The sequence below is a fragment of the Micromonospora sp. NBC_01655 genome (assembly GCF_026339755.1).
Taxonomy (GTDB): domain Bacteria; phylum Actinomycetota; class Actinomycetes; order Mycobacteriales; family Micromonosporaceae; genus Micromonospora.
This window is the reverse complement of the sequence record NZ_JAPEQF010000001.1, coordinates 3,292,442-3,316,950: the sequence shown is the minus strand read 5'-3', so window position 1 is coordinate 3,316,950 and position 24,509 is coordinate 3,292,442. Positions and strand designations below refer to the sequence as shown.

23 protein-coding genes and 1 riboswitch are annotated in these 24,509 nt (G+C 71.7%); of the genes, 12 read left to right on the top strand and 11 right to left on the bottom strand.

From position 1 onward, the window contains the following. Positions 1-52: 52 nt before the first annotated feature. Positions 53-1,657, bottom strand: a complete 1,605-nt coding sequence (gene aceB, locus OOK41_RS15530) for a malate synthase A (RefSeq protein WP_323136168.1) — start codon at positions 1,655-1,657, stop codon at positions 53-55. Between the two features lie 119 nt (positions 1,658-1,776). Here aceB and OOK41_RS15525 point away from each other — a divergent pair, with 119 nt between their 5' ends. From OOK41_RS15525 to OOK41_RS15515, 3 genes are all read left to right on the top strand, one after another. After that, a complete protein-coding gene (locus OOK41_RS15525; protein ID WP_305792076.1) occupies positions 1,777-2,544 on the top strand; it encodes an IclR family transcriptional regulator in 768 nt (255 codons plus the stop codon). Positions 2,545-2,781: 237 nt separating this feature from the next. Next, complete coding sequence (locus OOK41_RS15520; RefSeq protein WP_266265618.1) at positions 2,782-3,258, top strand: hypothetical protein; 477 nt, start codon at positions 2,782-2,784, stop codon at positions 3,256-3,258. A 311-nt stretch (positions 3,259-3,569) separates the two neighbouring features. Beyond that, a complete protein-coding gene (locus OOK41_RS15515) occupies positions 3,570-4,865 on the top strand; it encodes an MFS transporter (RefSeq protein ID WP_266265616.1) in 1,296 nt (431 codons plus the stop codon). 54 nt (positions 4,866-4,919) lie between these two features. On the opposite strand, the gene OOK41_RS15510 is transcribed toward OOK41_RS15515, so the two are convergent. From OOK41_RS15510 to OOK41_RS15500, 3 genes are all read right to left on the bottom strand, one after another. Continuing rightward, positions 4,920-5,390, bottom strand: coding sequence for a barstar family protein (locus OOK41_RS15510; protein WP_266265615.1), 471 nt, complete (start codon positions 5,388-5,390; stop codon positions 4,920-4,922). Positions 5,391-5,579: 189 nt separating this feature from the next. Continuing rightward, positions 5,580-5,948 (bottom strand): DoxX family protein, encoded by a 369-nt coding sequence (locus OOK41_RS15505; RefSeq protein WP_266265614.1) that lies wholly within the window; start codon positions 5,946-5,948, stop codon positions 5,580-5,582. Further along, on the bottom strand, positions 5,945-6,241 hold the full coding sequence (locus OOK41_RS15500; protein ID WP_266265613.1) for a hypothetical protein: 297 nt from the start codon (positions 6,239-6,241) through the stop codon (positions 5,945-5,947). Before OOK41_RS15500 ends, OOK41_RS15505 begins: the two co-directional genes overlap by 4 nt. Positions 6,242-6,330: 89 nt before the next feature. Between OOK41_RS15500 and OOK41_RS15495 the strand changes: the two genes are divergently transcribed. Then, positions 6,331-7,179 carry a sigma-70 family RNA polymerase sigma factor gene (locus OOK41_RS15495; RefSeq protein WP_266265612.1) on the top strand — a complete coding sequence of 283 codons (849 nt, stop codon included), beginning with the start codon at positions 6,331-6,333 and terminating at the stop codon, positions 7,177-7,179. A 183-nt stretch (positions 7,180-7,362) separates the two neighbouring features. Here OOK41_RS15495 and OOK41_RS15490 read toward each other — a convergent pair whose 3' ends face one another. Further along, positions 7,363-8,205, bottom strand: coding sequence for an AraC family transcriptional regulator (locus OOK41_RS15490; protein ID WP_266265611.1), 843 nt, complete (start codon positions 8,203-8,205; stop codon positions 7,363-7,365). 123 nt (positions 8,206-8,328) lie between these two features. On the opposite strand from OOK41_RS15490, the gene OOK41_RS15485 reads away from it, so the two are divergent. From OOK41_RS15485 to OOK41_RS15465, 5 genes are read left to right on the top strand one after another with little or no spacing between them, the layout of a single operon-like run. Continuing rightward, complete coding sequence (locus OOK41_RS15485) at positions 8,329-9,333, top strand: ABC transporter substrate-binding protein (RefSeq protein ID WP_266265609.1); 1,005 nt, start codon at positions 8,329-8,331, stop codon at positions 9,331-9,333. Continuing rightward, entirely contained in the window at positions 9,330-10,145 is an 816-nt protein-coding gene (locus tag OOK41_RS15480) for a siderophore-interacting protein (RefSeq protein ID WP_117670311.1), read from the top strand. The genes OOK41_RS15485 and OOK41_RS15480 overlap by 4 nt, the downstream gene beginning before the upstream one ends. After that, the gene (locus OOK41_RS15475; protein WP_266265608.1) at positions 10,135-11,124 is read left to right on the top strand and encodes an iron ABC transporter permease; all 990 of its coding nucleotides are present in this window, start codon (positions 10,135-10,137) and stop codon (positions 11,122-11,124) included. Before OOK41_RS15480 ends, OOK41_RS15475 begins: the two co-directional genes overlap by 11 nt. Beyond that, the gene (locus OOK41_RS15470) at positions 11,121-12,140 is read left to right on the top strand and encodes an iron chelate uptake ABC transporter family permease subunit (RefSeq protein ID WP_266265607.1); all 1,020 of its coding nucleotides are present in this window, start codon (positions 11,121-11,123) and stop codon (positions 12,138-12,140) included. Before OOK41_RS15475 ends, OOK41_RS15470 begins: the two co-directional genes overlap by 4 nt. Beyond that, a complete protein-coding gene (locus OOK41_RS15465; protein WP_266265605.1) occupies positions 12,137-12,913 on the top strand; it encodes an ABC transporter ATP-binding protein in 777 nt (258 codons plus the stop codon). The genes OOK41_RS15470 and OOK41_RS15465 overlap by 4 nt, the downstream gene beginning before the upstream one ends. Positions 12,914-12,953: 40 nt before the next feature. Here the strand turns inward: OOK41_RS15465 and OOK41_RS15460 are convergent, their stop codons facing one another. Further along, positions 12,954-14,129, bottom strand: coding sequence for an acyltransferase (locus OOK41_RS15460; protein WP_117670303.1), 1,176 nt, complete (start codon positions 14,127-14,129; stop codon positions 12,954-12,956). A 177-nt stretch (positions 14,130-14,306) separates the two neighbouring features. Beyond that, entirely contained in the window at positions 14,307-15,515 is a 1,209-nt protein-coding gene (locus OOK41_RS15455) for a globin domain-containing protein (RefSeq protein ID WP_266265604.1), read from the bottom strand. A gap of 159 nt (positions 15,516-15,674) precedes the next feature. On the opposite strand from OOK41_RS15455, the gene OOK41_RS15450 reads away from it, so the two are divergent. Next, entirely contained in the window at positions 15,675-16,109 is a 435-nt protein-coding gene (locus OOK41_RS15450) for an Rrf2 family transcriptional regulator (RefSeq protein WP_266265602.1), read from the top strand. Between the two features lie 73 nt (positions 16,110-16,182). Here the strand turns inward: OOK41_RS15450 and OOK41_RS15445 are convergent, their stop codons facing one another. From OOK41_RS15445 to OOK41_RS15430, 4 genes are all read right to left on the bottom strand, one after another. Then, positions 16,183-16,947, bottom strand: coding sequence for an SH3 domain-containing protein (locus tag OOK41_RS15445; RefSeq protein ID WP_266265601.1), 765 nt, complete (start codon positions 16,945-16,947; stop codon positions 16,183-16,185). Then, positions 16,944-17,129 carry a hypothetical protein gene (locus tag OOK41_RS15440; protein WP_266265600.1) on the bottom strand — a complete coding sequence of 62 codons (186 nt, stop codon included), beginning with the start codon at positions 17,127-17,129 and terminating at the stop codon, positions 16,944-16,946. Before OOK41_RS15440 ends, OOK41_RS15445 begins: the two co-directional genes overlap by 4 nt. A 103-nt stretch (positions 17,130-17,232) precedes the next feature. Next, positions 17,233-17,889 carry a hypothetical protein gene (locus OOK41_RS15435; protein WP_266265599.1) on the bottom strand — a complete coding sequence of 219 codons (657 nt, stop codon included), beginning with the start codon at positions 17,887-17,889 and terminating at the stop codon, positions 17,233-17,235. A 21-nt stretch (positions 17,890-17,910) separates the two neighbouring features. Next, positions 17,911-18,636 (bottom strand): hypothetical protein, encoded by a 726-nt coding sequence (locus OOK41_RS15430; RefSeq protein ID WP_266265598.1) that lies wholly within the window; start codon positions 18,634-18,636, stop codon positions 17,911-17,913. 89 nt (positions 18,637-18,725) lie between these two features. Here OOK41_RS15430 and OOK41_RS15425 point away from each other — a divergent pair, with 89 nt between their 5' ends. Then, positions 18,726-21,635, top strand: coding sequence for a BTAD domain-containing putative transcriptional regulator (locus tag OOK41_RS15425; protein ID WP_266265597.1), 2,910 nt, complete (start codon positions 18,726-18,728; stop codon positions 21,633-21,635). Between the two features lie 84 nt (positions 21,636-21,719). Then, positions 21,720-21,937, top strand: a riboswitch (cobalamin riboswitch). A gap of 136 nt (positions 21,938-22,073) precedes the next feature. After that, the gene (locus OOK41_RS15420) at positions 22,074-24,482 is read left to right on the top strand and encodes a ribonucleoside-diphosphate reductase subunit alpha (RefSeq protein ID WP_266265595.1); all 2,409 of its coding nucleotides are present in this window, start codon (positions 22,074-22,076) and stop codon (positions 24,480-24,482) included. Positions 24,483-24,509: the final 27 nt, after the last annotated feature.

Genomic DNA, 24,509 nt, shown 5'->3' with positions numbered 1-24,509 from the left:
GCCGGGACAGCCGGGCATCCCGCCCGGCAGCCCACGCTCGCCGGCCGGCCCCTCAGTCGTCGAGCAGCTGGTACGCCGGCAGGGTCAGGAAGTCGACGTAGCTCGCGCCGAGCGCGACCTCCTCGAACACCTCACGCGCCACCTCGTACCGGCTCGCGGCGAACCGATCCGCGCCCAGTTCGGCCCTCAGCGCGGCGATCTCCTCGGCGACCAGGCCGCGGACCAGGTCCACAGTGACCACCACGTCGGTGTCCAACACCGTCCCGGCGCGCACCCACTGCCAGACCTGCGACCGGGCGATCTCCGCCGTCGCGGCGTCCTCCATCAGGTTGAAGATGGCCACCGCGCCGGTACCGCGTAGCCACGCCTCGACGTAGCGGAGCCCGACCGCGATGTTGTTGCGCAGGCCGGCTTCGGTCACCGTGCCGGGGGTGGCCGCGATGTCGAGCAGGTCATCGGCCGTGACCTTCACGTCGTCCCGCTGACGGTCGACCTGGTTCGGCCGGTCCCCGAGGACCACGTCGAACACCTCCCGGCAGACCGCGACCAGATCCGGGTGCGCCACCCAGGAACCGTCGAAGCCGTCGCCGGCCTCGCGCTCCTTGTCCGCCCGCACCTTGGCCAGGGCCGCCCTGGTGATCTCCGGCTCGTGGCGGTTCGGGATGAAGGCCGCCATGCCGCCCATCGCCAGCGCGCCGCGCCGGTGACAGGTCGCCACGAGCAGGTCGGTGTACGACCGCATCATCGGGGCTGTCATCGTCACGGAGTTCCGGTCCGGCAGCACGAATCCGGAGCCGGCATCGCGGAAGGTCTTGATGATGCTGAAGAGGTAGTCCCACCGTCCGGCGTTCAGGCCGGAGGCGTGCTCGCGCAGCTCGAAGAGTATCTCGTCCATCTCGAACGCGGCAGTGATGGTCTCGATCAGCACGGTGGCGCGGATCGTGCCGGTGGGGATGCCGAGCGCCTGCTGCGCGTGCCGGAAGACGTCGTTCCACAGCCGGGCCTCCCGGTGGCCCTCCAGCTTCGGCAGATAGAAGTACGGTCCGCTGCCGGCCGCGATCAACCGGCGGGCGTTGTGGAAGAAGTAGAGCCCGAAATCGACCAACGCGCCGACCGCCGGCGCGCCGTCGACGAGCAGGTGCCGCTCGTCGAGGTGCCAGCCACGCGGCCTGACGACGATCGCCGGCAGCGGGTCACCGGTGAGCCGGTACTGCTTGCCCTCGGCGCTGGTGAACTCGATCCGCCGTTCGATGGCGTCGCTCAGGTTGAGCTGGCCGCCGACGACGTTCGCCCAGATCGGCGCGCTGGCGTCCTCGAAGTCGGCGAGCCACACCTGCGCACCGGAGTTCAAGGCGTTGATCGTCATCTTCCGGTCGGTCGGGCCGGTGATCTCCACCCGCCGGTCGCACAGGTCGGCCGGCGCCGGCGCGACCCGCCAGTCGGCCGCCCGGACGTCGGCCGTGTCCGGCAGGAAGTCCAGACGCCCGGTGCCGGCGATCTCGGCACGGCGGCGTACCCGGTCGGCGAGGATCCGGTCCCGGCCGGCGGCGAACCGGCGGTGCAGGTCGGCGACGAAGGCGAGCGCGTCCGGGGTGAGCACCTCCGCACCGCCCAAGACGGCCGGTCCAACGATCGTCACCGAGGCATCTGTGGCCATACCCCAACCCCTGCCTTTCGCATTGTGAATACAAATTTCCGCATAGCGGAAGTCGGTGGGTACCATATCATCAGGGCGGGCCATCCGGAACCGCCACCGACACCACGAGGGGAGCCCTGGTGCCGCAGGAACCGCCGACCGGCCGGTCCGGCGTGCAGTCCCTTCAGCGCGCCTTCGACCTGCTCGAACACCTCGCCGACGCGGGTGGCGAGATGGGGCTCTCCCAACTCGCCGCCGTCGCGGATCTCCCCCAGCCCACCATCCACCGGCTGATCAGGACCCTCGTCGAGCTGGGGTACGTGCACCAACAGCCGTCCCGTCGCTACGCCCTGGGCACCCGACTCATCCGACTCGGCGACACCGCCAACCGGCACCTCGGCCACCGGGCCCGGCCGGTACTCGCCGACCTCGTCGCGGCCACCGGCGAGACGGCCAACCTGGCGACCCTGGACGGCGACCGGGTGGTGTACCTGGCGCAGGTACCCTCACCGCACGCGATGCGGATGTTCACCGAGGTCGGCCGCAGGGTGCTGCCGCACTGCACCGGCGTGGGCAAGGCGCTGCTGGCCCAGCTACCGGCGACGGAGGCGCACGACATCCTCGCCCGTACCGGGCTGCCGGCGATGACCGAGCACACCATCACCGACCTGGCGGAGTTCGACCGCGAGCTCGACCGGGTCCGCGCGTCCGGATACGCGATCGACGAGGGCGAGCAGGAGGTGGGCGTCCGGTGCGTCGCCGCACCGGTCGTCGGCGCGCCCACGATGACCGCGCTCTCCGTCTCCGGCCCGGAAGGACGGCTGACCCGGCAGGCCGCCGAACGGATCGCACCGGTGCTGTGTTCGGCCGCGGAACGGCTCGCCGCCCACATCGCAGCCGGCAACTGACGAGCGGAGTCGCCCGGGTCTGCGATCCGCCGGGCCGGCGCATCGGCCCGGTCCGGGTTCGCACCGGCACGACGGCCGGCACCGGGCTGGCCACGCCCACGGAGCGGCTGACGGGAGATGTCACTCCAGACCCCGATCGCGTCCGGGAGCGTTTGGTGACCGTTTCGACACCTGTCCGTCGGGGGCGGACAGGTGGTTGTCTCGGTGCTGCCAAACGGAACCAAGGAAGGACCGTTCATGTCGATCTTTCGCCGCACCCCTGCCGGCACCCTCCGCACCCGCGCCGTCGCCGTGCTCGGCACCGTCGCGCTGGCCACCAGCAGCCTGGTAGGGCTCACGGCCGGTCCGGCCAACGCCATCCCGCGGACCAACTACTGCGGCGGCTCCTACGGGTTCCTGAAGTCCTGGCCCATCTCGTGGAGGGCCCAGTCCGGGGGCTACATCGACGTCTACTACAACAGCTCGAACGGCTACAACTGCGTCATCGCCCGCACGAACGACAGCGTGATCAGCAGCGCCTGGGACATCGTCGTCGCGGCCCGCAAGAGCGGCGGCACCTGGCAGGTCGACGGCGACAAGCCGGGCCAGAGCTTCACCAAGTACGCGGGGCCGCTCTACGTCTACGCCCCGAACAGCTGCATCGACATCAGTGGCAGCTTCGACACGTCCGGCGGGGGCGGGGCCACCGGCTACGACCGGGTCCACTGCGGCTGATCCGGACGGAACCGGCAGAGCCACTGGCCGATCCGACGGTGGACCGCCCCAGCCGGTGAACCCCGTCGCCCGGTCCGGCACGGCTCCTTCCCCCGTCGTTGACGATCCGGGGATGTCGTCGCCGGGCCGGGTGGCGTCGACGGACCACCGCAGGGACCCGATCAGCCGTGGTCGTACCGCCGCACCGCCTATTCTGTAGGTTCGACCCGCTGGCTTGGACACCTCAGCCACCAGCGCGTCCCGGGGGCCGGACGGCTCGGCACCCTCGGCCCGCTCCGGGTTGATCCTGTTCTGTCCTGACTGGAGGACTGGTGCTGGCTCCACTGCGGTATGGCGTGTTCCGATACCTGGCTGCTGGCCGAATGGTCAACATGCTGGGCAACGGTGTCGCTCCCATCGCGCTCGCCTTCGCCGTACTCGATCTGACCGGCTCGGTGCGTGACCTGGGGCTGGTGGTCGGCGCCAGATCGCTGGCGACCGTGCTGTTCGTGCTCTTCGGTGGGGTGGTGGCCGACCGGATTCCGCGCCGGCTGGTGCTTGTCGGCTCCAACGTGCTGGGTGCGCTGACCCAGGCGGCGGTTGCCGCCCTGGTGCTCACCGGAACGGCGACGATCCCGCTGTTGCTGACGCTCGGCGCGGCGAACGGCATCGTGAGCGCCCTGTCCCAGCCAGCCTCGGCCTCCGCGACGCCGCAGACCGTGCCGCCGGAGCTGATCCAGCAGGCCAACGCGCTCATCCGGCTCGGCATAAACGCGGGCATGATCGGCGGCGCCGCGCTCGGCGGCCTCCTCGTGGCCGCCGTCGGGCCCGGCTGGGGCCTCGCCGTCGACGCGCTCACCTTCGCTGTCGCGGCTTTGGCGTTCACCGGAGTCCGGATCACTGCCCCGCAGGCGAAGAGCGCCCGCACGGGCATCATCGCCGACCTCCAGGTGGGCTGGACCGAGTTCACCGCTCGCACCTGGGTCTGGGCCGTGGTACTCGGCTTCATGATCCTCAACGCGGCCCTCGCCGGCGGCGTGAACGTGCTCGGCCCGACCGTCGCCGACGAGACGATCGGCCGTAGCGCCTGGGGCGTGGTCCTGGCCGCACAAACCGCCGGAATGGTGGCGGGCGGATTGATCGCCCTGCGGATCCGGGTGCGCCGGCTGCTGCTGCTCGGGGTGGCCTGCATGTTCGCCGAGTCGTTCCTGCTGGTGGGGCTGGCCCTGGCGCCCACCATCGTCGTGCTGGTGGCGTCCGCACTAGCGGTCGGCGTCGCCGTCGAACAGTTCGCGGTGGCCTGGGACACGTCGATCGCACAGCACATCCCGGCCGACCGGCTGGCCCGCGTCTACTCCTACGACATGTTGGGATCCTGGGTCGCCATCCCACTCGGCCAGGTGGCGGTCGGACCACTCGCCGCGGTGATCGGCACCCGCGACACGCTGCTGCTCCTCGCCGCGCTGGTGGTGCTCGCCGTCCTCGGCATGCTGGCCAGTCGAGACGTCCGCCGGCTGCGGGCGGTGGCTCCCGCCCGCGCCGGCGACGAAGCGCAGGCCGAGCCAGCCAACGGTGGACCGGGGGACAGCGCCACCACCACGCCCACCGAACCAGCCGCCCGCGCCTGACCCGACGGCGGACCTTCCCCAAGGCCAGCCGCACCGTCCGTTCGAAGACCAGGATCAGCGGACTGCCCGGGCGATCTCCTGCCGCAGCAGCGCCGCCTCCTCGTCGCGGTCGCACAGCAGCAACACCTTGAACGGGACGCCCTTGCCGGCTGGCCGGCCGAGTGGGTTCGCCCAGTGGTGAACGGCCCGGGACAGGATCTGGAACAGTGTGTGCTGCTCCTCGGCACTGCTCGACAGCAACCAGGGCGCGTCCTCGACCACGATCAGATACCCGTCCGCGGGCAACCAGGTCAGATCACAGAGACAGTCGGACAACGCGTTCCAGTTCCAGCCGAAGTAGCCGGGAAAGAGCAGCGCTTCTGAGAACTCGTAGAAGGCGTGGCCTGCATCCGTCATCCTCGTTCCGTCAAGCCGGGCGACAACGAACCTGCCGGTTTCCGGCAGCACCGCCGCCAACTCCACCAGGGCACTGCGCGAGCAGACCTCAAGCTGATCAGTGGAGCCGTGCCACCAGTTGTCCGTCACCCAGTCCCACCCCGCTCGACGTCGTCCCACGACCTCAGCGGCCTCGCGCACGCCAGGTCGCCCAGCGCCTTCAGTGTGCCCCCAGCCTCGCTGCTGGATCCTCGACCGGCCCGACCGCTGACCTGCCGCGTGAACCCGGCGGGGCACCGAACGACTCAGCATCAACGCAGGCCCCAAGCGCCGCGGCGATCAGCTGCCCGACCATGCGAAATGCCCGAGCGCAGCGACCGCCAGGCCGAGGAAGACCACGGGGAAGGCGATGTTGTGGAACACCTGCGCCCGGACGTGGGCGAGGACGGCTCCGACGAAGAACACCACCAGCCCAACGGCAGCGGCCAGCCCGACGACCGGCCAGCCGAGCAGCCCGACCACGAGCCCCGCTACCCCCAGGCCCTCAAGAATCGCGAGGTAGGGGATCCACCTGCGTTCCAGGCCCACCTCTGCCGAGTTCTGCACCACGAACTGCGCCTGGACCGCCTTGGCGGCGACCTCGAAGGCATTGGCCAGGATGCAGCCGAGAGTCGCAATGAACAGACCGACTTCGACCCCTGCGCTCAACGGGAGTACCGCCCCAACACGGTCACCGACTGCGGGGGTACAGGCGCTTCCGCCCACCCAGCGACCTTGGCCCTGAAAGCGAGGGCCTCTTGGATCTCCAGGAGCGGATTGGTGTCCGCGTCGGCGAGCTCCAGGATCAGCAGGAACTCCGCGCCGTCCCCCACCCGCAACGCGGTGTAGTCGATGCCGGTCGGCGCCGCCTCCTCCACCGCGGCGAACAGGCGCTTAATGCCGTCTTCGACTTCCCCAATCTCCTCGGCACCGGTGCTGAATCTGACGATCTGTACGCTCATGTCTGTCTCCTCAACGGGATACGCTCGGCAGGCATCTGGTCTCTCTCACGCCTCCTGACGTCGAGCACGCTTGAAAGGTGACCTCACCCGTGGAACTCGGTGAACACTTCGAGGCGGCCCGACCCCGGCTGATGTCGCTGGCCCACCGGGTCGTGGGCTCGCATCACGACGCCGAGGACGCCGTCCAGACCGCCTGGACTCGGGTGCAGGCATCGGATGCGGCCGGCGTCACGAATCTGGAGGGCTGGTTCACCACGGTGACCGCACGCTTGTGTCTGGACCTTCTTCGGGCCCGCAAGCGACGGGGCGAACTCCCCCTGCTCGCCGATGACATCCCCAGCGAACAGATCAGCGCCGACGAGGCGTTCCTCCGCCGCGAGGAGGTTTCCAGGGCGCTGCTCGTGCTGCTCGCCGAACTCTCACCCAAACAGCGAGTGGCGTACGTCCTGCACGATCTGTTCGCTGTCCCGTTCGCGCAGGTCGCTGTCGTGCTCGACACGAACCCGGCCTCGGCGAAGAAGCTGGCCAGCCGTGCCCGGGCGAAGCTCCGCGGCGCTCAACCTGTCGAACCCGACCACCGCACAGAATCGACCGAGATCGTCGAGGCCTTCCTCGCAGCTGCAAAGGGTGGTGACATCGCACGACTCGTCACCCTGATGGCTCCCGACGCCGTCCGCGCTGCTGACATTCGCCTGCTCCCGACTGGCGCCCGAACCGAAGTCCGGGGAGCTGCGGCAATCGCACAAGAGACGAAGACATTCGTCGATCGCATCGCTGCCGCAGTTCCAGTTCTCATCGGCGGTCACCCCGGAGCGGTCATCGCACCGGGTGGACACGCGTACGCGCTCATCCGCTTCCGGGTCAACACCGGACTCGTCACCAGGATCGACATCACTCCGTACACGCCCGGCGCGATGGCACTTGCCCTGGCAGCCTGACCCACGCCACCGCGTTGACCATCGCGTACAGATCTGGGGCGGTGACGTCCACTCCCAGCCCTCCGGCCGCCGCACCGAAACCCGCTACGCGCCCCGCGTGGTCCGGCGCGGGGCGCGGAAGCGGGCGGACAACGAGCGGAGACCCCGGCCCGCTGCCGATGTCGACGGCTCAGGTTCCCGCTATCAGTGGAAACGGGACAACAGCAGCGGCTTGCCGGCACCGTCTCCGGCGTGGATCATCGCTGCGGCGCGGCCCGGCGTGCAGCCGTACTCCCGGACGAAGGCGGAGATGAAGGCGGACGGACTGGCGTACCCGATGCGACGGGCGACCTCGCCGACTGGTCGGGTAGGCAGCAGCGTCAGCGACGCGCGCAGCCGCAGCCTGGTCCGCCATTGCGAGTACGACATGCCGAACTCGCGGTCGAAGTCGCGTTGCAGCGTCTTGACGCTGACGTGCAGCCGCTCGGCCCACTCGTCGAGGCGGGTGGGGTCGCCGGGGTCGTTGGCCAGCGCCATGGCGACCGTCACCGCGACGCCGGGGCCACCGGCCTGCCGGTCGTCGGCCGGCTGGGAACGGGGGCCGAGCCCGGTCATGATCCGGCTGCGGGCCTCGGACGCGCCGCGCTCGGCGTACTCCCGGTCGGCCAGCGCCAGGACGAGTTCCGCCGCTTCGACGGCGATGTGGGCGGCACCGGCACGGAGGCCGTCGAGGGCGGCGGGCACCTCGCGCAGGCAGATCCGGTAGACGGTCTGCCGGTCCGCCGCGTGCACCTCGTGGGTCACCCCTCGGTGGACCCAGAAGACCTCGTCCGAGCCGATGAAGGCGGTGCGCCGGCCGTGGCGGGCGGAGAGGATGCCGTCAGGCGACCAGTAGAGCTGGTGCAGGAAATCCTGCCGGTTCTCACCGAACGCCATGGGGGCCGCCGAGCGGTATCTCAGGACGAGGATGCCGTCGGGCCTGCCGAGGCCGTAGCCGAACTCCTCACAGCTGACGGGATCCGCCGCGAGCGGGTCCGCGACAGTCACGCTCTGACCTCTACCCGACATGGGTTGACCTCTCGCCGACATCCCGAAAACAAAAGCAAGGCTAACCTAAGTTTGCAGCCCAGCGGGGTTGCCCCCTCCTGAAGCCCTTCGAAGGAACAGTCAATGTCCGTACGACAACACTGGCGTCCGGCCGTCGCCGCCGCCCTGGCACTCGCCGTGGTGACCGGTTGCGGATCCGGCGGTTCCGAACCCGCCACCAAGTCCGACGGCGGCTCCGGCACCCGCGTCTTCTCCGCCGACAACGGCGAGATCAAGATCCCCGCCGCCCCCGAGCGCGTGGTCGCCACCGGCTATGCGGTACCGGTCCTCATCGAGGCGGACGCCGCCCTGGTGGGGATCTCGACCTGGAAGCGCGGCCTGGCGATGATGACCGAGCAGGACCGCGCCACCTACGACCGGCTGCCCAAGGTCGCGGGCGAGGCTGCCGCCGAGACCAACTACGAGGCCATCGCCGCAGCCAAGCCGGACCTCATCGTGATCGGCGTGCCGAAGCCGGTCCTCGGCGACATCGACATGAAGCGGCTCGAGAGCATCGCGCCCGTCGTCGCGATCGGCCCCACGGTTCCCGACGCCTGGCGCGAGCTGTCCCGCCGCCAGTCCGACGCCGCCGGTCGCACCGAGCACTTCGAGACGGCCAAGAACGCGTACGAGAAGAGGGCGGGGGAGCTGAGGGCCAAGTACGGCGCCGCGCTCGCCAGCCTGAAGTTCGGGCACCTGGGCTCCTACGGCGACATCTCCAAGGGCACGTTCCACCGCGAGTTCGCCAGGTCGTGGGGCACCAACATCGCCCAGGACGTGGGCGTGACCTACTACGGCGAGGTCAAGAAGAAGGGCGGCGGCGGGCTCGACGTGACCGAGTACCCCGCGATCGAGGAACTGCCGGAGAGCCTCGGCGAGGCCGACGCCATCACGTACACCCTCCAGCCCGACGGCACCCCCGCCGAGGCGGTGAAGCAGGTGCTCGACTCCGCGCTGTGGAAGAACCTGCCCGCGGTCAGGGCCGGCCGGATGTTCCCGCTGCAGTACACGGAGGCGGCGACGTACAAGTCGGCCCTCAAGACCCTCGACTCCGTCGACAGGGCGTTCGCGCCGCTGCTCGCCCGATGACCGTCGACCGTCACGATCCGGCCACGCGGGTCGCCGCCCACCACCGCGCGGGCAGCGGCACGGCCCGGATCGGCTACCCGATCGGGGTACGGAGCATCCGGGTCGTCGCCCGGCAGCAGCTGACCCCGCGCATACTGCGGCTGACCCTCGCCGGCCCGGCCCTCGCCGGCTTCCACACCTACCAGGCCGACGACCATGTCAAGATCGTCTTTCCCGATCCGGACGGCACCCGCCGCGACCCCGTTCCGAACGGGCAGGGGATGCTCGACTGGCCACGGCCGCTGCCCACCACCCGCAAGTACACGGTTCGCCGGTACGACGCCGCCGGCCACGAGCTCGACCTGGACTTCGTGCTGCACGACGGCGGCGTCGCCTCGACCTGGGCGACCTCGGCGGCGGTGGGCGACGAGGTGACGATCGCCGGCCCGCCCGGGGCGAAGGCGTTCCCGCACCACTACGACCACTACGTCTTCGCCGTCGACAGCACCGCCCTGCCAGCCGTCGGCCGGTGGCTGGACCACTCCCCCGCCGACGTGTCGGCCCACGTCGTGGTCGAGGTCGACGACGCCGCCGAACGGGGCTACCCGCTGGCGTCGCGCGACGGGGTGACGGTGACCTGGCTGGTGCGCGAGAGCACGGGCTCGACGCTCGCGGAGGAGGTGCGGTCGCTGCGCCTGCCGGCGGGGCGGGCCTTCCTCTTCGCGGCCGGCGAGGCGACCGACATCAGGCCGCTGCGCGCCTGGAGCCGGGACGGCCTCGACTCGCTGATCACCGGGTACTGGAAACGCGGGATCGCCGGGCTTGAAGACTGACCTGTCCCGACGGGCGACCCTCCTGCTCGTGTCCGTCGCGCTGCTCGTCGTCGCGGCAGGCGCGAGCCTGGTCGTGGGCGCCCGCGCCGTCGCGGTGGCCGAGGTCTGGCGGGCGCTCACCGACTTCGCGGGCACCGCCGAGCACCTCGTCGTACGCGACATCCGGCTGCCCCGCACGATCCTCGGCGTCTGTGTCGGCGCCGCCCTCGGCGCGGCCGGGGTGCTGATCCAGTCGCTGACCCGCAACCCGCTGGCCGAGCCCGGCATCCTCGGGGTGACCGCCGGGGCCGGTTTCGCCATCAACCTGGGTGTCCTGGCGGGCGTCGCCGGGTCGCAGTCCGGGCAGCTCGTGCTCGCGGTGGCCGGCTCCGCCCTCGCCGCGGTCGTGGTCTACGCCGTCGGGCGGGACTCGCCGCTGCGGCTGGTCCTCGCCGGCGTCGCACTGAGCTGGGTCCTGATGGGCGTCTCGCTCGGCCTGCGGCTGACCTTCCCCGACGTCTTCGACCGGTACCGGTTCTGGTCGGTGGGGGCGCTGGCCGGCAGCGAGCAGACGCCGTTGGTGGTGCCCGTGCTGGTGACCGTGGCCGCCCTGGTCGCCGCGATGGCCGCGACGGGACCGCTGAACGCGCTGGCCCTCGGCGAGAACGTCGCCCACGCGCTCGGCGCCCACGTGCCGCGGATCCGGGTCGCCGTCCTGGTGCTCGTCACCCTGCTCACCGGCGTCGCCACCGCCGTCGCCGGGCCGATCGCGTTCGTCGGCCTGATGGTTCCGCACCTGGCGCGGCGGCTGGCGGTCGACTCGATTCCGTGGATCATGGCGTACTCGATGCTGCTCGGGCCGGTCCTGCTGCTCGTCGCCGACGTCGGCTCGCGGGTCCTGCTGCCCACGGGCGAGGTCCCGGTGTCGATCGTCACGGCGTTCCTGGGCGGTCCGGTGCTGATCTGGGCCGTCCGTCGCTACGGTGCGGCGGCGCTGTGAGCACGGTGACGCTGCGGGCGGGGCCGGTCGAGGTCGAGGTCGAACGACGCACCGCCGTCGTGTCGTCGGGGCTCGTCGCGGTCGCGGCGGCCCTCGCCCTGCTGGCCCTCTGTCACGGGCAGGACTGGGCCACCCCGGCGGAGGTGTACACGGCCCTGCTCCGGGGCGGCGAGTCGGCCTTCGTGATCAGGGAGTGGCGGTTGCCGAGGGTGGCCGCCGCGCTGGTCTTCGGCGCCGCCCTGGGGCTCGCCGGAGCGGTCTTCCAGAACCTGACCCGCAACGCGCTGGGCAGCCCCGACGTCATCGGCCTCGACGCGGGCGCCTACACCGGTGCGCTGGTGGCGATCACGGTGCTCAACGGCACCGCCGGGCAGCTCGCGGCGGGCTCGGTGGCGGGCGGGCTGCTGGCCGCTGCGGTCATCTACCTGCTGTCACTGGACTCCGGGCTCAGCGGCCTCCGGCTGGTCGTCATCGGGATCGCCGTCAACGCGATGCTGACCGCGCTCAACTCCTGGATCGTGCTGCGGGCCGAGATCGACGTGGCGCTCGCCGCGACCGGGTGGAACGCCGGCTCGCTCAACGGCGTCGACTGGGCCGAGGTGCGGCTCCCGTTCGCCATCATCGGCCTGCTCGTGCTGCTGCTCGTCGTGATCTCCCACGCCATGCACCAGGCGGCGCTGGGCGACGAGGTCGCCCGCACCACCGGCGTACGCCTGGGCCGGCTTCGGCTGCTGATGGTCCTGGCCGGCGTGGGCTGCACCGCGACGGTGACCGCGGTCGCCGGGCCGGTCGTGTTCATCGCCCTCGCCGCGCCCCAGATCGGCCGGCGGCTCGCCCGGGCCGCCGGCGTGCCCCTGGTGCCGGCGGCGCTGACCGGCGCGGTGCTGCTGCTGGCCGCCGACCTCGTCGCGCAGCTGCTGCTGGCGCCGGTCGCGCTGCCCGTCGGTGTGGTCACCACGGCGATCGGCGGCTGCTATCTCATCTGGCTGCTCGGCATGGAGGTGAAACGACGGTGACCAGTCGCCTGACCGCGGAGGACGTCACGCTCGGCTACGGCGAACGGGTGGTGTCGACGCGGGTGAGCCTGGCCGTCCCGGACGGCGCGTTCACGGCCATCGTGGGGCCCAACGCGTGTGGGAAGTCGACGTTGCTCAAGGCGTTCGTCCGACTGCTCACGCCGTCGTCGGGCACCGTCCGCCTCGACGGCCGGGACGTGGCCGGCCACCGCCCGAAGAGGTACGCGCGACAGGTGGCGTTCCTGCCCCAGGGCCTGGTCGCTCCGGAGAACATCGTCGTCCGGCGGCTCGTCGCCCGGGGCCGTTACCCGCACCAGTCCCTGCTCGCCACCGGATCGGCCGCCGACGAGGAGGCCGTCCGGTCGGCCATGGCGGTGGCCGGCGTCACGGACCTGGCCGAGCGGCCCGTCGAGGAGTTGTCCGGAGGGCAACGGCAACGGGTCTGGATCGCGATGGTGCTGGCGCAGGAGACGCAGTACCTGCTGCTCGACGAGCCCACCACGTTCCTCGACATCACCCACCAGTACGAGTTGCTGGCGCTCTTCGCCCGGCTGCGCGACGAGGGCCGCTCGATCGTCGCGGTCCTGCACGACATCAACCAGGCCTGCCGCTTCGCCGATCACATCGTGGCGATGAAGGACGGCCGGGTTGTCGCGCAGGGGGCACCGGCCGACGTGGTGGACGCGGCCCTCATGCAGGAGGTCTTCGGCCTGCCGAGCATCGTGATGTCGAACCCGGCGACCGGCACTCCGATGGTGGTGCCGACCGTCTAGCGTCCTACCCTCGACCTCGACCTCGACCTCGACCTCGACGTCACCGAGCCGCCGGAACTCGTCGCGCGCCTGCCGGACGCTGACCGCCCGCTACGCCCGCTGCACCCCTGACACCGGCCGGCAGCCGCCGTCCGGTGGGCTGCTCGAACCGGCGGACCGCGAGAACCAGCACGGCCAGCGTGGCGGCCAACACCGGGAACCAGCCGAGCCGGGCCAGCACCCAGTTCGCGCCCGTCGGCGCGTCCCCCATCCCGGGCAGTACGCCCACCCGGCGGGTGGCCTCGGCCACCACGACAAGTGCGGTGTGGTGCCAGCAGAAGATGCTCATCGCGCTCACGTTGAGCGCGGTGACGACCGCCCACGGGCCGGGACGGCGCAGCAGCCGCTCGAACCGGTCCCGCAGTTGCAGCGCGGCGCCGATCTGGATGAGGGCCAGCGCCGGCACCAGCAGCGACGGCGGGTTGGAGTTCGACCGGTCGCTGCCCGGAACGCTGACGATGCTGACCGGGTAGCGCGCCACCAGCAGGAGGAACGCGAACAGGGCGAGGCCGCCGGCCAGCATCGACCAGGCCGCGCGTCGGCCGAGCCGGCCGCGCGCCCAGGCGATGCCGAGCAGGTAGGCGAATCCCCAGGCGGGCAGCGTGGTCAGGTACCCGAACCAGTCGGGCACGAGATCCCGACCGGGGCCGTACCGCACCAGGTCCACCAGGGCGACCGCGCCCACGCCGGCCAGGGCCGCGCGGGTGCCGTACCGCCGGTCCAGCCGCATCAGGTACGGCGTGAGAGTGGTGATCACCGCGTAGACGGCGATGAACCACAGCGGCTGGAAGAAGAGCACCAACCAGGTACGCAGCGTGCCGCCGGGCACCCCGCCGATCCGGGCGAGCCCCAGCAGTACGGCCACGATGCCGCCCCCGACGAGTACCGGCGTGGCCAACCTGCGGAGCCGGACGCCCACCCACTCCCGGTCCGACTGGCCACGTCGCCCGGCCCGGTCCAGGCTGCGGGCGCACGAGTAGCCGCCGACCAGGAAGAAGAGACCGAGCAGTTGCAGCACCCAGGTCGCCGGGTGCAGCCACGGCAGATAGCGCATGGGGCTGTCGATCCGCAGCGCGCCGGCCGGGTCGGCGACCAGCGCCCCGACCAGCCAGTGCCCGCAGACGACTCCGAGGATCGCCAGCGCGCGCAGGCCGTCCACCACCCTGTCCCGGTCCATCCGGCCCTCCCAACTCGGTATGTCACCGACGCTAGGAATTTCCGCGGACCGAAACGATCCCGCTTGCCGCCCAATCGCTGGTGGGGCCTACCCCACCCGCAGGCGAGCAAGTCCCGTGTTGGGGGGACGGGTGGGACCAGCCCCGGCGGGTCGGCGGCCCGCCGGGGCGGGCCCGGGTCAGTTCGGCTCGCCACGCAGCATGCCGGGCCCGAACACCTCGTAGGCGATCCGCTCCACCGGTACGCCCCGGCGCAACAGGCCACCCCGGACGGTGTTCATGAACGGCAACGGCCCGCACAGGTGCACATGGGCGTCGAGGGAGAGCGGGATCAGCTCGGGGTCGACCCGGCCACCGGTCACCTCGGCGGGGACGCCGGGCAGCGTGGCGTCGGTGGTGTCCTCGTACCACAGCGTGGTGTGCAGGTTGGGCAGCGCGGCGTGCAGGCGCGGCAGGTCACCGCGCAGGGCGTGCGCCGCGCCGGCCCGGTCGGCGTGCACCATCACCACCGGGCGCCGCGGCGTGGCGACCGCCAGATGCTCCAGCGCGGCCATCGCCGGGGTCAGCCCGATGCCGGCGCTGACCAGCAGCAGCGGCCCGTCCCCGGCGACGGCGCTGACCTCGCCGAAGGGTGGGCTGAGTCGCAGCGGGCCACCGACCGCCACGTGCTCGTGCAGGTGGGTGGAGACCAGCCCGTCGGCGCCGCGTACCCGCTTGACGGCGATCCGCCAGTGGTCGGCGCCGGGGCGGCCGGCGAGGCTGTACTGGCGGATCTGCTGGCCGCGACCGCCGTCGAGGTCGACCGCGACCGAGGTGTACTGACCGGGGACGAAGGCGGGCACCGCTCCCCCGTCGTCCGGCGTCAGGGTGAACGAGACCACGTCGGTGGTCTCCTGCCGGCGGGCGGTCACCCGCCAGGGGCGCCAGACCGACTCGCCCTCGGCCAGCCCGGCGCCCGCGTAGAGCCGGGCCTCCCGGGCGACCAGCTCGCAGGCCAGCAGCCAGTAGACCTCGTCCCAGGCGGCGGCGACCTGCGGGGTGACCGCGTCGCCGAGCACCTCCCCGACGGCGGCGAGCAGGTGCCGGCCCACGATGGTGTACTGGTTCGGGGTGATGCCCAGCGAGGCGTGCTTGTGCGCGATCCGGTCCAGGACCGGCCCCCAGGGCATGGCGCTCCGGCCGGTCAGGTGCTCGGCGTATGCGACCACGGCGGCGGCCAGGGCGGCCTGCTGCGCGCCGCTCGCCTGGTTGCCCCGGTTGAACAGGTCGAGCAGCTCGGGATGCGCGTCGAACATCCGCTGGTAGAACCGGCGCGTGATGGCCTCGCCGTGCGCCCGTACGGCGGGCAGGGTTGCCGATACCACCGCTGCTGAAGGCTGGTTGAGCACGATGTTCTCCTTCTCGGTCGCCCCTTTCGGGTGTGCCCACCAAAACAGGTATCGCGGATACCTCTTTAGGGTCGAAGGTCCCGGATCGCGGGTCGCGAGGGTCACACCGGCGCTCCGCCGGCCGTAGTGCGGGGCGTACACCCGGGCTAGGGTCGGAACGTGAAGCTCAACCGGTCCACCGACATGGCGCTGCGGATCGCCATGCTCACCGCAGCCTCGGGCCGGCGGACGACGGTGGACGAGCTGGCCGAGCGGTTGGCGCTGCCCCGCAACCACGTCGCCAAGGTGGTGCAGCGGTTGCAGCACCTCGGGGTGCTGGTGACCATCCGGGGGCGCTCCGGTGGAGTGACGTTCGCCGCGGAGGCTACGGCGTACACCGTCGGGCAGGTGGTCCGGGCGTTCGAGGGGGACGGCGAGGTGGTCGACTGCGAGGCGCCGGCCTGCCCGCTGCGGGCGGCCTGCCGGCTGCGGCTGGAGCTGCGCCAGGCGCAGGAGGCGTTCCTCGCCGTCCTCGACCGGGTCAGCCTGGGCGACCTCGTCGACGGGCCGGCCGGGCCGGTGCTGCTCGCCCTCGGCCCGGCGCCCTCGCCCTGACCCCGAGGTGCCGTGGGCTGGCCGGGCCGCCGATCCGCGCCCGGGTTCTCCCCGGGCGCGGATCGGTGCGGGTTCAGCAGCCCGGTGCGACGGTGCCGGAGGAACCGGTGTGGACGAAGCCGTCGGAGACGAAGCCTCCGTCGCTGATCTTGTCCCAGATGTCGGTCCAGTATTGGTAGACGTCGCTCCAGACCCGGGTGCCCCGGGACTGGCAGATGATCCGCACCGTGGTGCCGTGGGCCACGGTGCCGACCAGGGCGTACGAGGTGCCCGGTCCGGAGCGGACGTTCAGGGGATCACCGCCGGTGTTCACCGTGCCGTGGACCCCGCCGCCGGCCTCCGCCACGCCGTCACGGGCCTCGGTCAGGTAGTTCCGGTAGGAGCCGTTGGTGTAGGTCGCCCACGCGCTCCATCCCGACCAGCCCCAGATGTCGTGGGCGGCACGGGCGTTGCAGGAGACGTCGTAGGCGCAGGCGTCGGTGACCCACGAGTGGTAGCAGTTGTTGATCTGCCAGGCGCCTCGGTCCAGCGAGCCGTTGGGACAGCCGGACGTCGGGCCGTTGTTGCCCTGCGCGCCGGCGACACACTGCGATTCCGCGAGGGCCACCGCGACCGAGATGACCAGGTTCTCGCCGGTCCAACCGGCGGCCCGGGCGGCTTCGGCGCACCGTACCGATCGGGCGGTCGCCTGGGTGGCCACACCGGCACCGCTCCCGGTGGCCCCGACCACCGAGATCCGCGCGTCGCGCGGGTCGTGCCCCGCGGCGGCGGCCGGGCCGCCGGTCGTGGCGGGACCGATCCCCAGTACGACCACCAGCGCGATCAGCCCACGGGTCATCCGGCCCATGCGTACCACCCCCGGCTGTTGTCGAGTGTCTTCATGCTGTCCCGGCTGCCGTCGGTGCCGGCGCTGGCGAAGCAGTCCCAGTTCGGGTCGGGCGCGGCGGGCGCGGCCGGGTGGGCTGTCCCGTGCCGGGTGCGCCTGTCCGGTGGGTGGGCAGGGCAGGGCAGTGGTGGCATGTGCCGCTCCTTCAGGTTGATCCGATCGGCCCCGGGGGGCGGGATCGGGCGAGGACGGGGACGGGGCCACCCGGTCGGCGCGGGCACCGACCGGGTGGTGTGTTCACGGGCCTTGTCCCTGTTCCGACCCGACCAGGCCCAGCGCGGTGCGAAGGGTCCCCGCCACGGCGGTCGTGTCGGCCAGTCGGCTCCGCCGGATCAGCAGGGCCGTGGACACCGGCCACGTGCTGTTCGCTTCGCGCATCAGTTCGGCGGTCGCGACGTCGGCCGGGCGGCCGACGCCGAGGATCCGGTCGGCGGTGGGGTCGTCGAGGACGTAGATCCAGACGCGGTACGCGCTCGGGTCGTCGGTGACGCCGGGTCCGGCCACCGCCGTGCGTTCGACCCGGTCGGGGAGTTGCGGGGCCGGGCAGCCGAACTCCAGCGCCGTCGCCGGGCTGAAGCGGGCCCTGCCGTAGGCGCTGGCCCAGTTCGGGTCCCTCCGGGCCTGGTCCAGGCCCGCGAGCAGGTCGGCGCGGACGGCCTGCGGATCGGCGCCGCCGCTGCCCGCGCCGGCCTCGACGCACATCCGCAGGGACGACCGGTTGGTGACGAGCAGCCCGTTGGTGGTGTCGAGGTGGGGGTGGCCGTCGTGGTCGTGGCCGACGTCACGGTCGAGCACCGCCACCAGGGCTGCTCCGGCTGCTCCGGCTGCCAGCGCTGACGCCAGGCAGGCCGTCAGCGTGGTCAGCAGCCGGGTCCGGACGGGAGTTCGTGCCATCGCTGCCTTCCCGGGGACGCGTCAGGCCATGACGTTCAGGACGGACTGGAAGTCGGACGGGCTGGGGTACCAGTTGGTCCAGTTGCCGCAGCCGTAGCCGACCACCGTGCTGTGCATGAGACTCGGCGGGTTGCAGCTACCGTCGTCGTCGGTGAGCCCGAAGACGTGGCCGAACTCGTGGTTGATGAAGCCGCGACCCACGTTGTCGAGGCGACCGCCCGAGCTGAAGACCAGGTAGACGTACGCCCACTGGCTGTCGTAGTGGCCCTGGGCGGCGTCCCACACCGGGTTGGCGTGCTCGACGCAGTTGTAGTAGCCGGCCGAGCCGCCGCAGCGCGCGCTCCAGTCCCAGCCGTAGTTGACCTCGATCTCGATCGTGTTGCGGGTCGAGGCCGGATACGAGCTGCAGTTGCTGTTGGTCGCCCACAGGTCGATGCGCCAGTCGCCCAGGCCGTCCCAGACCTTCCCGGCTCCCATCTCGGTCAGTGTCTGCTTGACGAACGCGCGGGCCGAGCTGTGGCTGACCTTGGACGTGTCGGTGGATTCCACGCAGAACTGCTCGTCGTTGGCGCCCGCGGACGATCCCGACGTGGCGTAGTGCATGTTGTGCAGGTGGCGGGTGGAGGACGGGTTGGGGTGTGAGGCGCGGGCCGGGCCGGCCGGCACCAGCAGCGCGGCGAGAAGCACGGCGGCCCACATCGCCGGCACCCACGCCGGCAGCCGCTCCCCGGCAGTTCGATCAGACACGGAGGATCTCCTTTCCGGTACCAGGTGCGGCGCAGCTTCCCAGCCGTCGTTCTATTTCTGGTATAGACGAACCGCTATGCTCCGGGAGCATGAGTGGTCGGCTGGCGTTCGGACTGCTCGGCCCGGTGCAGGTCTGGTCCGACGACCGGCCGGTCCCGGCCGGGCCGCCCAGGCAACGGGCGGTGCTCGCCGCGTTGCTCCTGCACGCCAACCGGGTCACCCCGGTCGAGGACATCGTCGCCCTGCTCTGGGGCGACGAGCCGCCACGCACCGCGCGGAAGAACGTCCAGCTCCACGTGTGGCGCCTGCGGCAACTGGTGGGTGACCGCCTGGCGTCGGACCCGCCCGGCTACCGCATCACCGTCAGCCCGACGGAGCTGGACGTGTCCCGGTTCGACGCCCTGCTGGAGTCCGGCCGTGCGGCGGTGCGGGCCGGCCTGACCGAGCGGGCCGCCACGCTCTACCGGTCCGCGCTCGACCTGTGGCGCGGGGCCCCGCTGGCCGACGTGGCGGGCCTGGGAGGCTTGGGCGCCAGCGTCGCCTGGCTGGACCGGCAGCGGCTGACGGCGTACGAGGAGTACGTCGACGTCGAGCTGGACCTGGGGCGACACCACGAGATGCTGGCCGTGCTCGACGAGCTCGTCGTGCGGCATCCGCTGCACGAACGCTTCGCCGAACAGCAGGTCATGACGCTGCACCACCTCGGCCGGCGCGGTGAGGCCGTCGACGCGTACCGGCGGTGCCGTCGGGCGCTGGCCGACGAGCTCAAGCTGGAACCGGGCCCGGTGCTGCGTCGCCTCGCCGAGCTGGCCGGCAAACCGGCTTCGACCGACACCCTTGCGTCCGGGCCGGCGGGTGCGGCCACCCGGCAGTTGCCGCACACCGCCGCGACGCTCGTCGGACGGGACCGGGCGCTCGCGACACTGCGTGACGCGCTGACCACCGGGCCGGGACGTCCCATGCCGCTGTGCGTCGTCAGCGGCGCGGCCGGGGTCGGCAAGTCGGCGTTGGCGGTGCAGGCGGCGCACCAGGTCGCCCGTTCGTTCCCCGACGGACAGCTCTACGTGGACCTTCGCGGCGCCACGTCCCGTATGGCCCCGGTACCGCCGCTGGAGGCACTGGGGCGCTTCCTGCGGGTGCTCGGCGTCGCCGAGACGGCGGTCCCCACCGACCTGGCCGAGGCCTCGGCCACACTCCGCTCGCTGCTGGCCGACCGGCGACTGCTGCTGGTGCTCGACAACGCACACGACGCCGCCCAGGTACGGCCCCTGATACCGGCCGGCGACGGATGCGCGGTCCTGGTGACCTCCCGGCGCAACCTCACCGACGTCGACGGTGCCACCCACCTGGAACTCGACGTGCTCGACGACGCCGACGCCGTCGAACTGCTCCGCCGGCTCGCCGGCGACACCCGGATCACCGCCGAGGCCGACACCGCGGCCCGGCTCGTCCGCCGGCTGGGCGGACTGCCCCTGGCGATCCGGATCGCCGGGGCGCGCCTGGCAGCCAGACCGAACTGGACCCTGGCGACGCTCGACGAACGCCTGCGGGACAAGCACCGCCGGCTGCACGAGCTACGCCTGGGCGACATCGCGGTACGCACCAGCTTCCTGGTCAGCTACCAGCACCTGACACATCCGCTGGCGTCCCGGCTGTTCGGGCTCATCGGCGCCGTCGACGGACCGGACATCACCTCCGCGGTGGCCGCCGCACTGCTCGACGTGGACCTACCGGACGCGCTCGACGCGCTCGACGAACTGGTCGACGCGCGCCTGCTCGACGAGCCCACGGCGAACCGGTACGCCATGCACGACCTGATCCGGCTCTTCGCCGGCGAACGCGCCGACCACGAGCCGGGACCGGACCGGGCCGCGGCCGTGCACCGGATGCTCGCCCACTACCTGGAGCGGACCCGGCACGCGTTGGGCCTGCTGCGCCCGGGCACCCGGGCACCGGCGATCACCGGCCCGGCGCACTTCGGCGACGCCGACGAGGCACTGGCCTGGCTGTCGGCCGAACGACCGAACCTGGTGGCCGCCGCCGTCCAGGCCGCCGGCTCGTCAACCACCGCGCGGATGGGCGTCGACCTGGCCGACAGCCTCTTCCTGTTCTTCGAGATGCGCGGCCACGTGGGCGAGTGGATCACCGTCGACCGGGCCGGCATCGCCGCAGCCGAGAGGCTGGGCGACCGGGTGGCGCAGGCGGGGCTGCTGCACGACCTGGCCGTGGCCTACTTCCACCTGCACCGCACCGACGAGGCGACGCGCCTGCTACGACGCAGCCTGGAGATCAGCCACGCCGCCGGCAACGACGAAGGCCAGGCCCGAGCGCTCAACCAGCTCGGTGTCCTGCACGGGATGGCCGGCGAGTACGACCGGTCGGCCGAGTGCTTCAAGAGCAGCCTGGTGCTGCGTCAACGGCTCGGCGACAGCCGCTCCTGCGCCGCGACGAAGGGCAACATCGGCATGGCGTACCGGCTCGCCGGCCGCTACGAGGAGTCGATCCGCTACTGCCGGGCGGCGGCACGCCTCGCCCGGCGCAGCGCCGCCCCCGAGATCGAGGCCAACGCGCTGGGCAACCTCGGCGAGGTGCAGTGCCTGCTCGGCCGCTACCGCTCCGCGCTGCGCTATCTGCGGCGCGGCCTGGCCGTCGCCGGCGTGCCGGTCAACGAACGCAACCGGGGCAGCATGATGGGCACCCTGGCCGACGCGTGCCTCGGCGACGGGCAGATCGGCCCGGCGATCAGCTACGCCAAGCTCGCCGTGGAGGCGATGCGCCGCGCCGACTTCCGACACGGGGAAGCGGTGGCGCTGCGCCGGCTCGGCCTGATGCTGTGTCAGCACGGTGACGTCGGACGCGGCGCCGAGCAGCTCCGACTGGCGCTGGCCATCTTCACCGAGGTGGGTGGCGTCGAGGCCGACGAGGTGCGTGCGCAGTTGCGATCCCGGGTGGGCCTCCGGCGGCGGGGGCGGGACTCTCGTCGCCGGCACGGAGGATAGCGCCTGGAGTGCGGAGCGTGACATGAGGTGTGCGACACGCCCGACACACCATCTAGTGTTGTTCATTTGCCACGACGCCCATATATGGTGTTGCTCGTAGCTGGTTCGACCACTGGTCCACCATGGTCGAGGCAAGAGGGAACCCGGTGTGAGTCCGGGGCTGCCCCGCAGCGGTGAGTGGGAACGACCGCCGTCACGAAGCACTGGACCCGAGAGGGGCTGGGAAGCGACGGCCAGTAGGAGACCGGGATGTCCGGTCGTGCCCGCGAGTCCGAAGACCTGCCAGCGCACCGCACACCGTCCGGTGTGCGGTGGTCGGAGGCCGCGCGGGACGGCCGACGCCGTTAGCCGGTCCCCACGGCGTCACCACCGTGCGGGGGGACCGGTGGCGTCTCCTGCGCGCCCGCCGATCTCGCGGAGAGGGCGTGAGGAGGGGACATGACGGCTGTGCAGCAGATCGCCGCGTCCGATCAGGAGGTGCCGGAGCAGCGCCGGCACGCGATGCGGGTCCGTAAGCGCAACGGTGACACCGAGCCGGTCGATGTCAACAAGATCGTGAGGGCGGTCGAGCGGTGGGTGGCCGACCTCGACGAGGTGGACCCGCTACGGGTCGCGACCAGGACGATCAGCGGCCTGTACGACGGTGCCACCACCGCCGAACTGGACAAGCTGTCCATCCAGACCGCCGCCGAGCTGATCGGTGAGGAGCCGCAGTATTCGAGGCTCGCGGCGCGGCTGCTGGCCGCGTACGTGGACAAGGAGGTCCGGGGGCAGGGCATCGCCAGCTTCAGCCAGTCGATTCGACACGCCTGGGACCAGGGACTGATCGGCGACGACACCGCAGCGTTCGTGGCCCGCAACGCCCGCAAGCTCGACGACGCCGTCGATCCCAACGGGGATCTGCGGTTCGAGTACTTCGGCCTACGGACCGTCGCGGACCGTTACCTGCTGCGGCATCCGGAGTCGCGGCTGGTGGTGGAGACGCCGCAGTACTGGCTGCTGCGGGTCGCCTGCGGCCTGTCCGAGACCCCCGGCGAGGCGATCGGCTTCTACCGGCTCATGTCCTCGCTGGCCTACCTGCCCAGCTCGCCGACGCTGTTCAACTCCGGCACCCGGCACACCCAGATGTCGTCGTGCTTCCTGGTGGACTCGCCGCGCGACGAGCTGGACTCGATCTACGAGCGCTATCACCAGGTGGCTCGGCTGTCGAAGTTCTCCGGAGGCATCGGCATCTCCTGGTCCCGGGTACGCGGGCGGGGTGCCCTGATCCGCGGCACCAACGGCCGGTCGAACGGGATCGTGCCGTTCCTCAAGACCCTCGACGCGGGGGTCGCAGCAGTCAACCAGGGTGGTCGACGCAAGGGCGCGGCCTGCGTCTACCTGGAGCCGTGGCACCCGGACATCGAGGAGTTCCTCGAACTGCGCGACAACACCGGCGAGGAGTCGCGCCGCACCCACAACCTCAATCTCGCCAACTGGATCCCGGACGAGTTCATGCGCCGGGTCGAGGCGGACGCCGACTGGTCGCTCATCGACCCGTCGGACGCGCCGGAGCTGCCGGACCTGTTCGGCGAGGAATTCGAGGCCGCCTACCGGGTCGCGGAGAAGAAGGCGGTCAAGACCGTCAAGGCCCGCGACCTGTACGGGCGGATGATGCGCACCCTGGCCCAGACCGGCAACGGCTGGATGACGTTCAAGGACCCGTCGAACCGGCTGTCGAACCAGACCGGCGCTCCCGGCAACACCATCCACCTGTCGAACCTGTGCACCGAGATCCTTGAGGTCAACTCCGACGACGAGACCGCGGTCTGCAACCTGGGCTCGATCAACCTCGGCGCGCACGTGGGCGCGGACGGCGTCGACTGGGACAGGCTCCGCGAGACGGTGCGTACCGCGGTCGTGTTCCTGGACCGGGTCATCGACATCAACTACTACCCCAGCGGGCAGGCCGCCGCCTCGAACCCCCGCTGGCGGCCGGTCGGGCTTGGGCTGATGGGCCTGCAGGACGCCTTCTTCGCGCTGCGGCTCCCGTTCGGCTCCGCCGAGGCTACGGAGCTGTCCACCCGCGTACAGGAGGAGATCTTCCTGACCGCGCTGGAGACCTCCACCGGGCTGGCCGAGCGATTCGGCACGCATCCCGCGTACGCCGAGACCCGCGCGGCCCGCGGGGAGCTGCACCCCGACCTGTGGGGTGTCGAACCCACCCAGACCGACCGGTGGGCCACCGTGCGGGACCGGATCGCCGCACACGGTCTGCGGAACTCGTTGCTGGTGGCGATCGCGCCAACCGCGACGATCGCGTCGATCGCGGGCTGCTACGAGTGCATCGAGCCGCAGGTCTCCAACCTGTTCAAGCGCGAGACCATGTCCGGCGAGTTCCTGCAGATCAACACCTACCTGGTACGCGAACTCAAGGCCCGCGGCCTCTGGACCGCCCCGATCCGCGAGCAGATCAAACGCGCCGAGGGCTCCGTGCAGGGCATCACCGACCTGCCCGCCGACGTCCGGGAGCTGTTCCGCACCGCCTGGGAGCTGCCGCAGCGCGCGCTGATCGACCTGGCCGCCGCCCGCGCGCCGTACATCGACCAGTCGCAGTCGCTGAACCTGTTCCTGAGCGCACCGACGATCGGCAAGCTCTCCTCGATGTACCTCTACGCCTGGAAGTCCGGGCTCAAGACCACGTACTACCTGCGCTCGCGTCCCGCGACGCGCATCCAGCAGGCCACCGTCTCCCTCGCCCCCGCCGCCACGAAGCCGCTGGCCGCCGGCCTCAAGCCGGTGGTGTCGGACGAGGAGGCCCTGGCCTGTTCCCTGGAAAACCCCGAGAGCTGTGAGGCCTGCCAGTGACCACCATTGCCGCAACCCGCACGACCG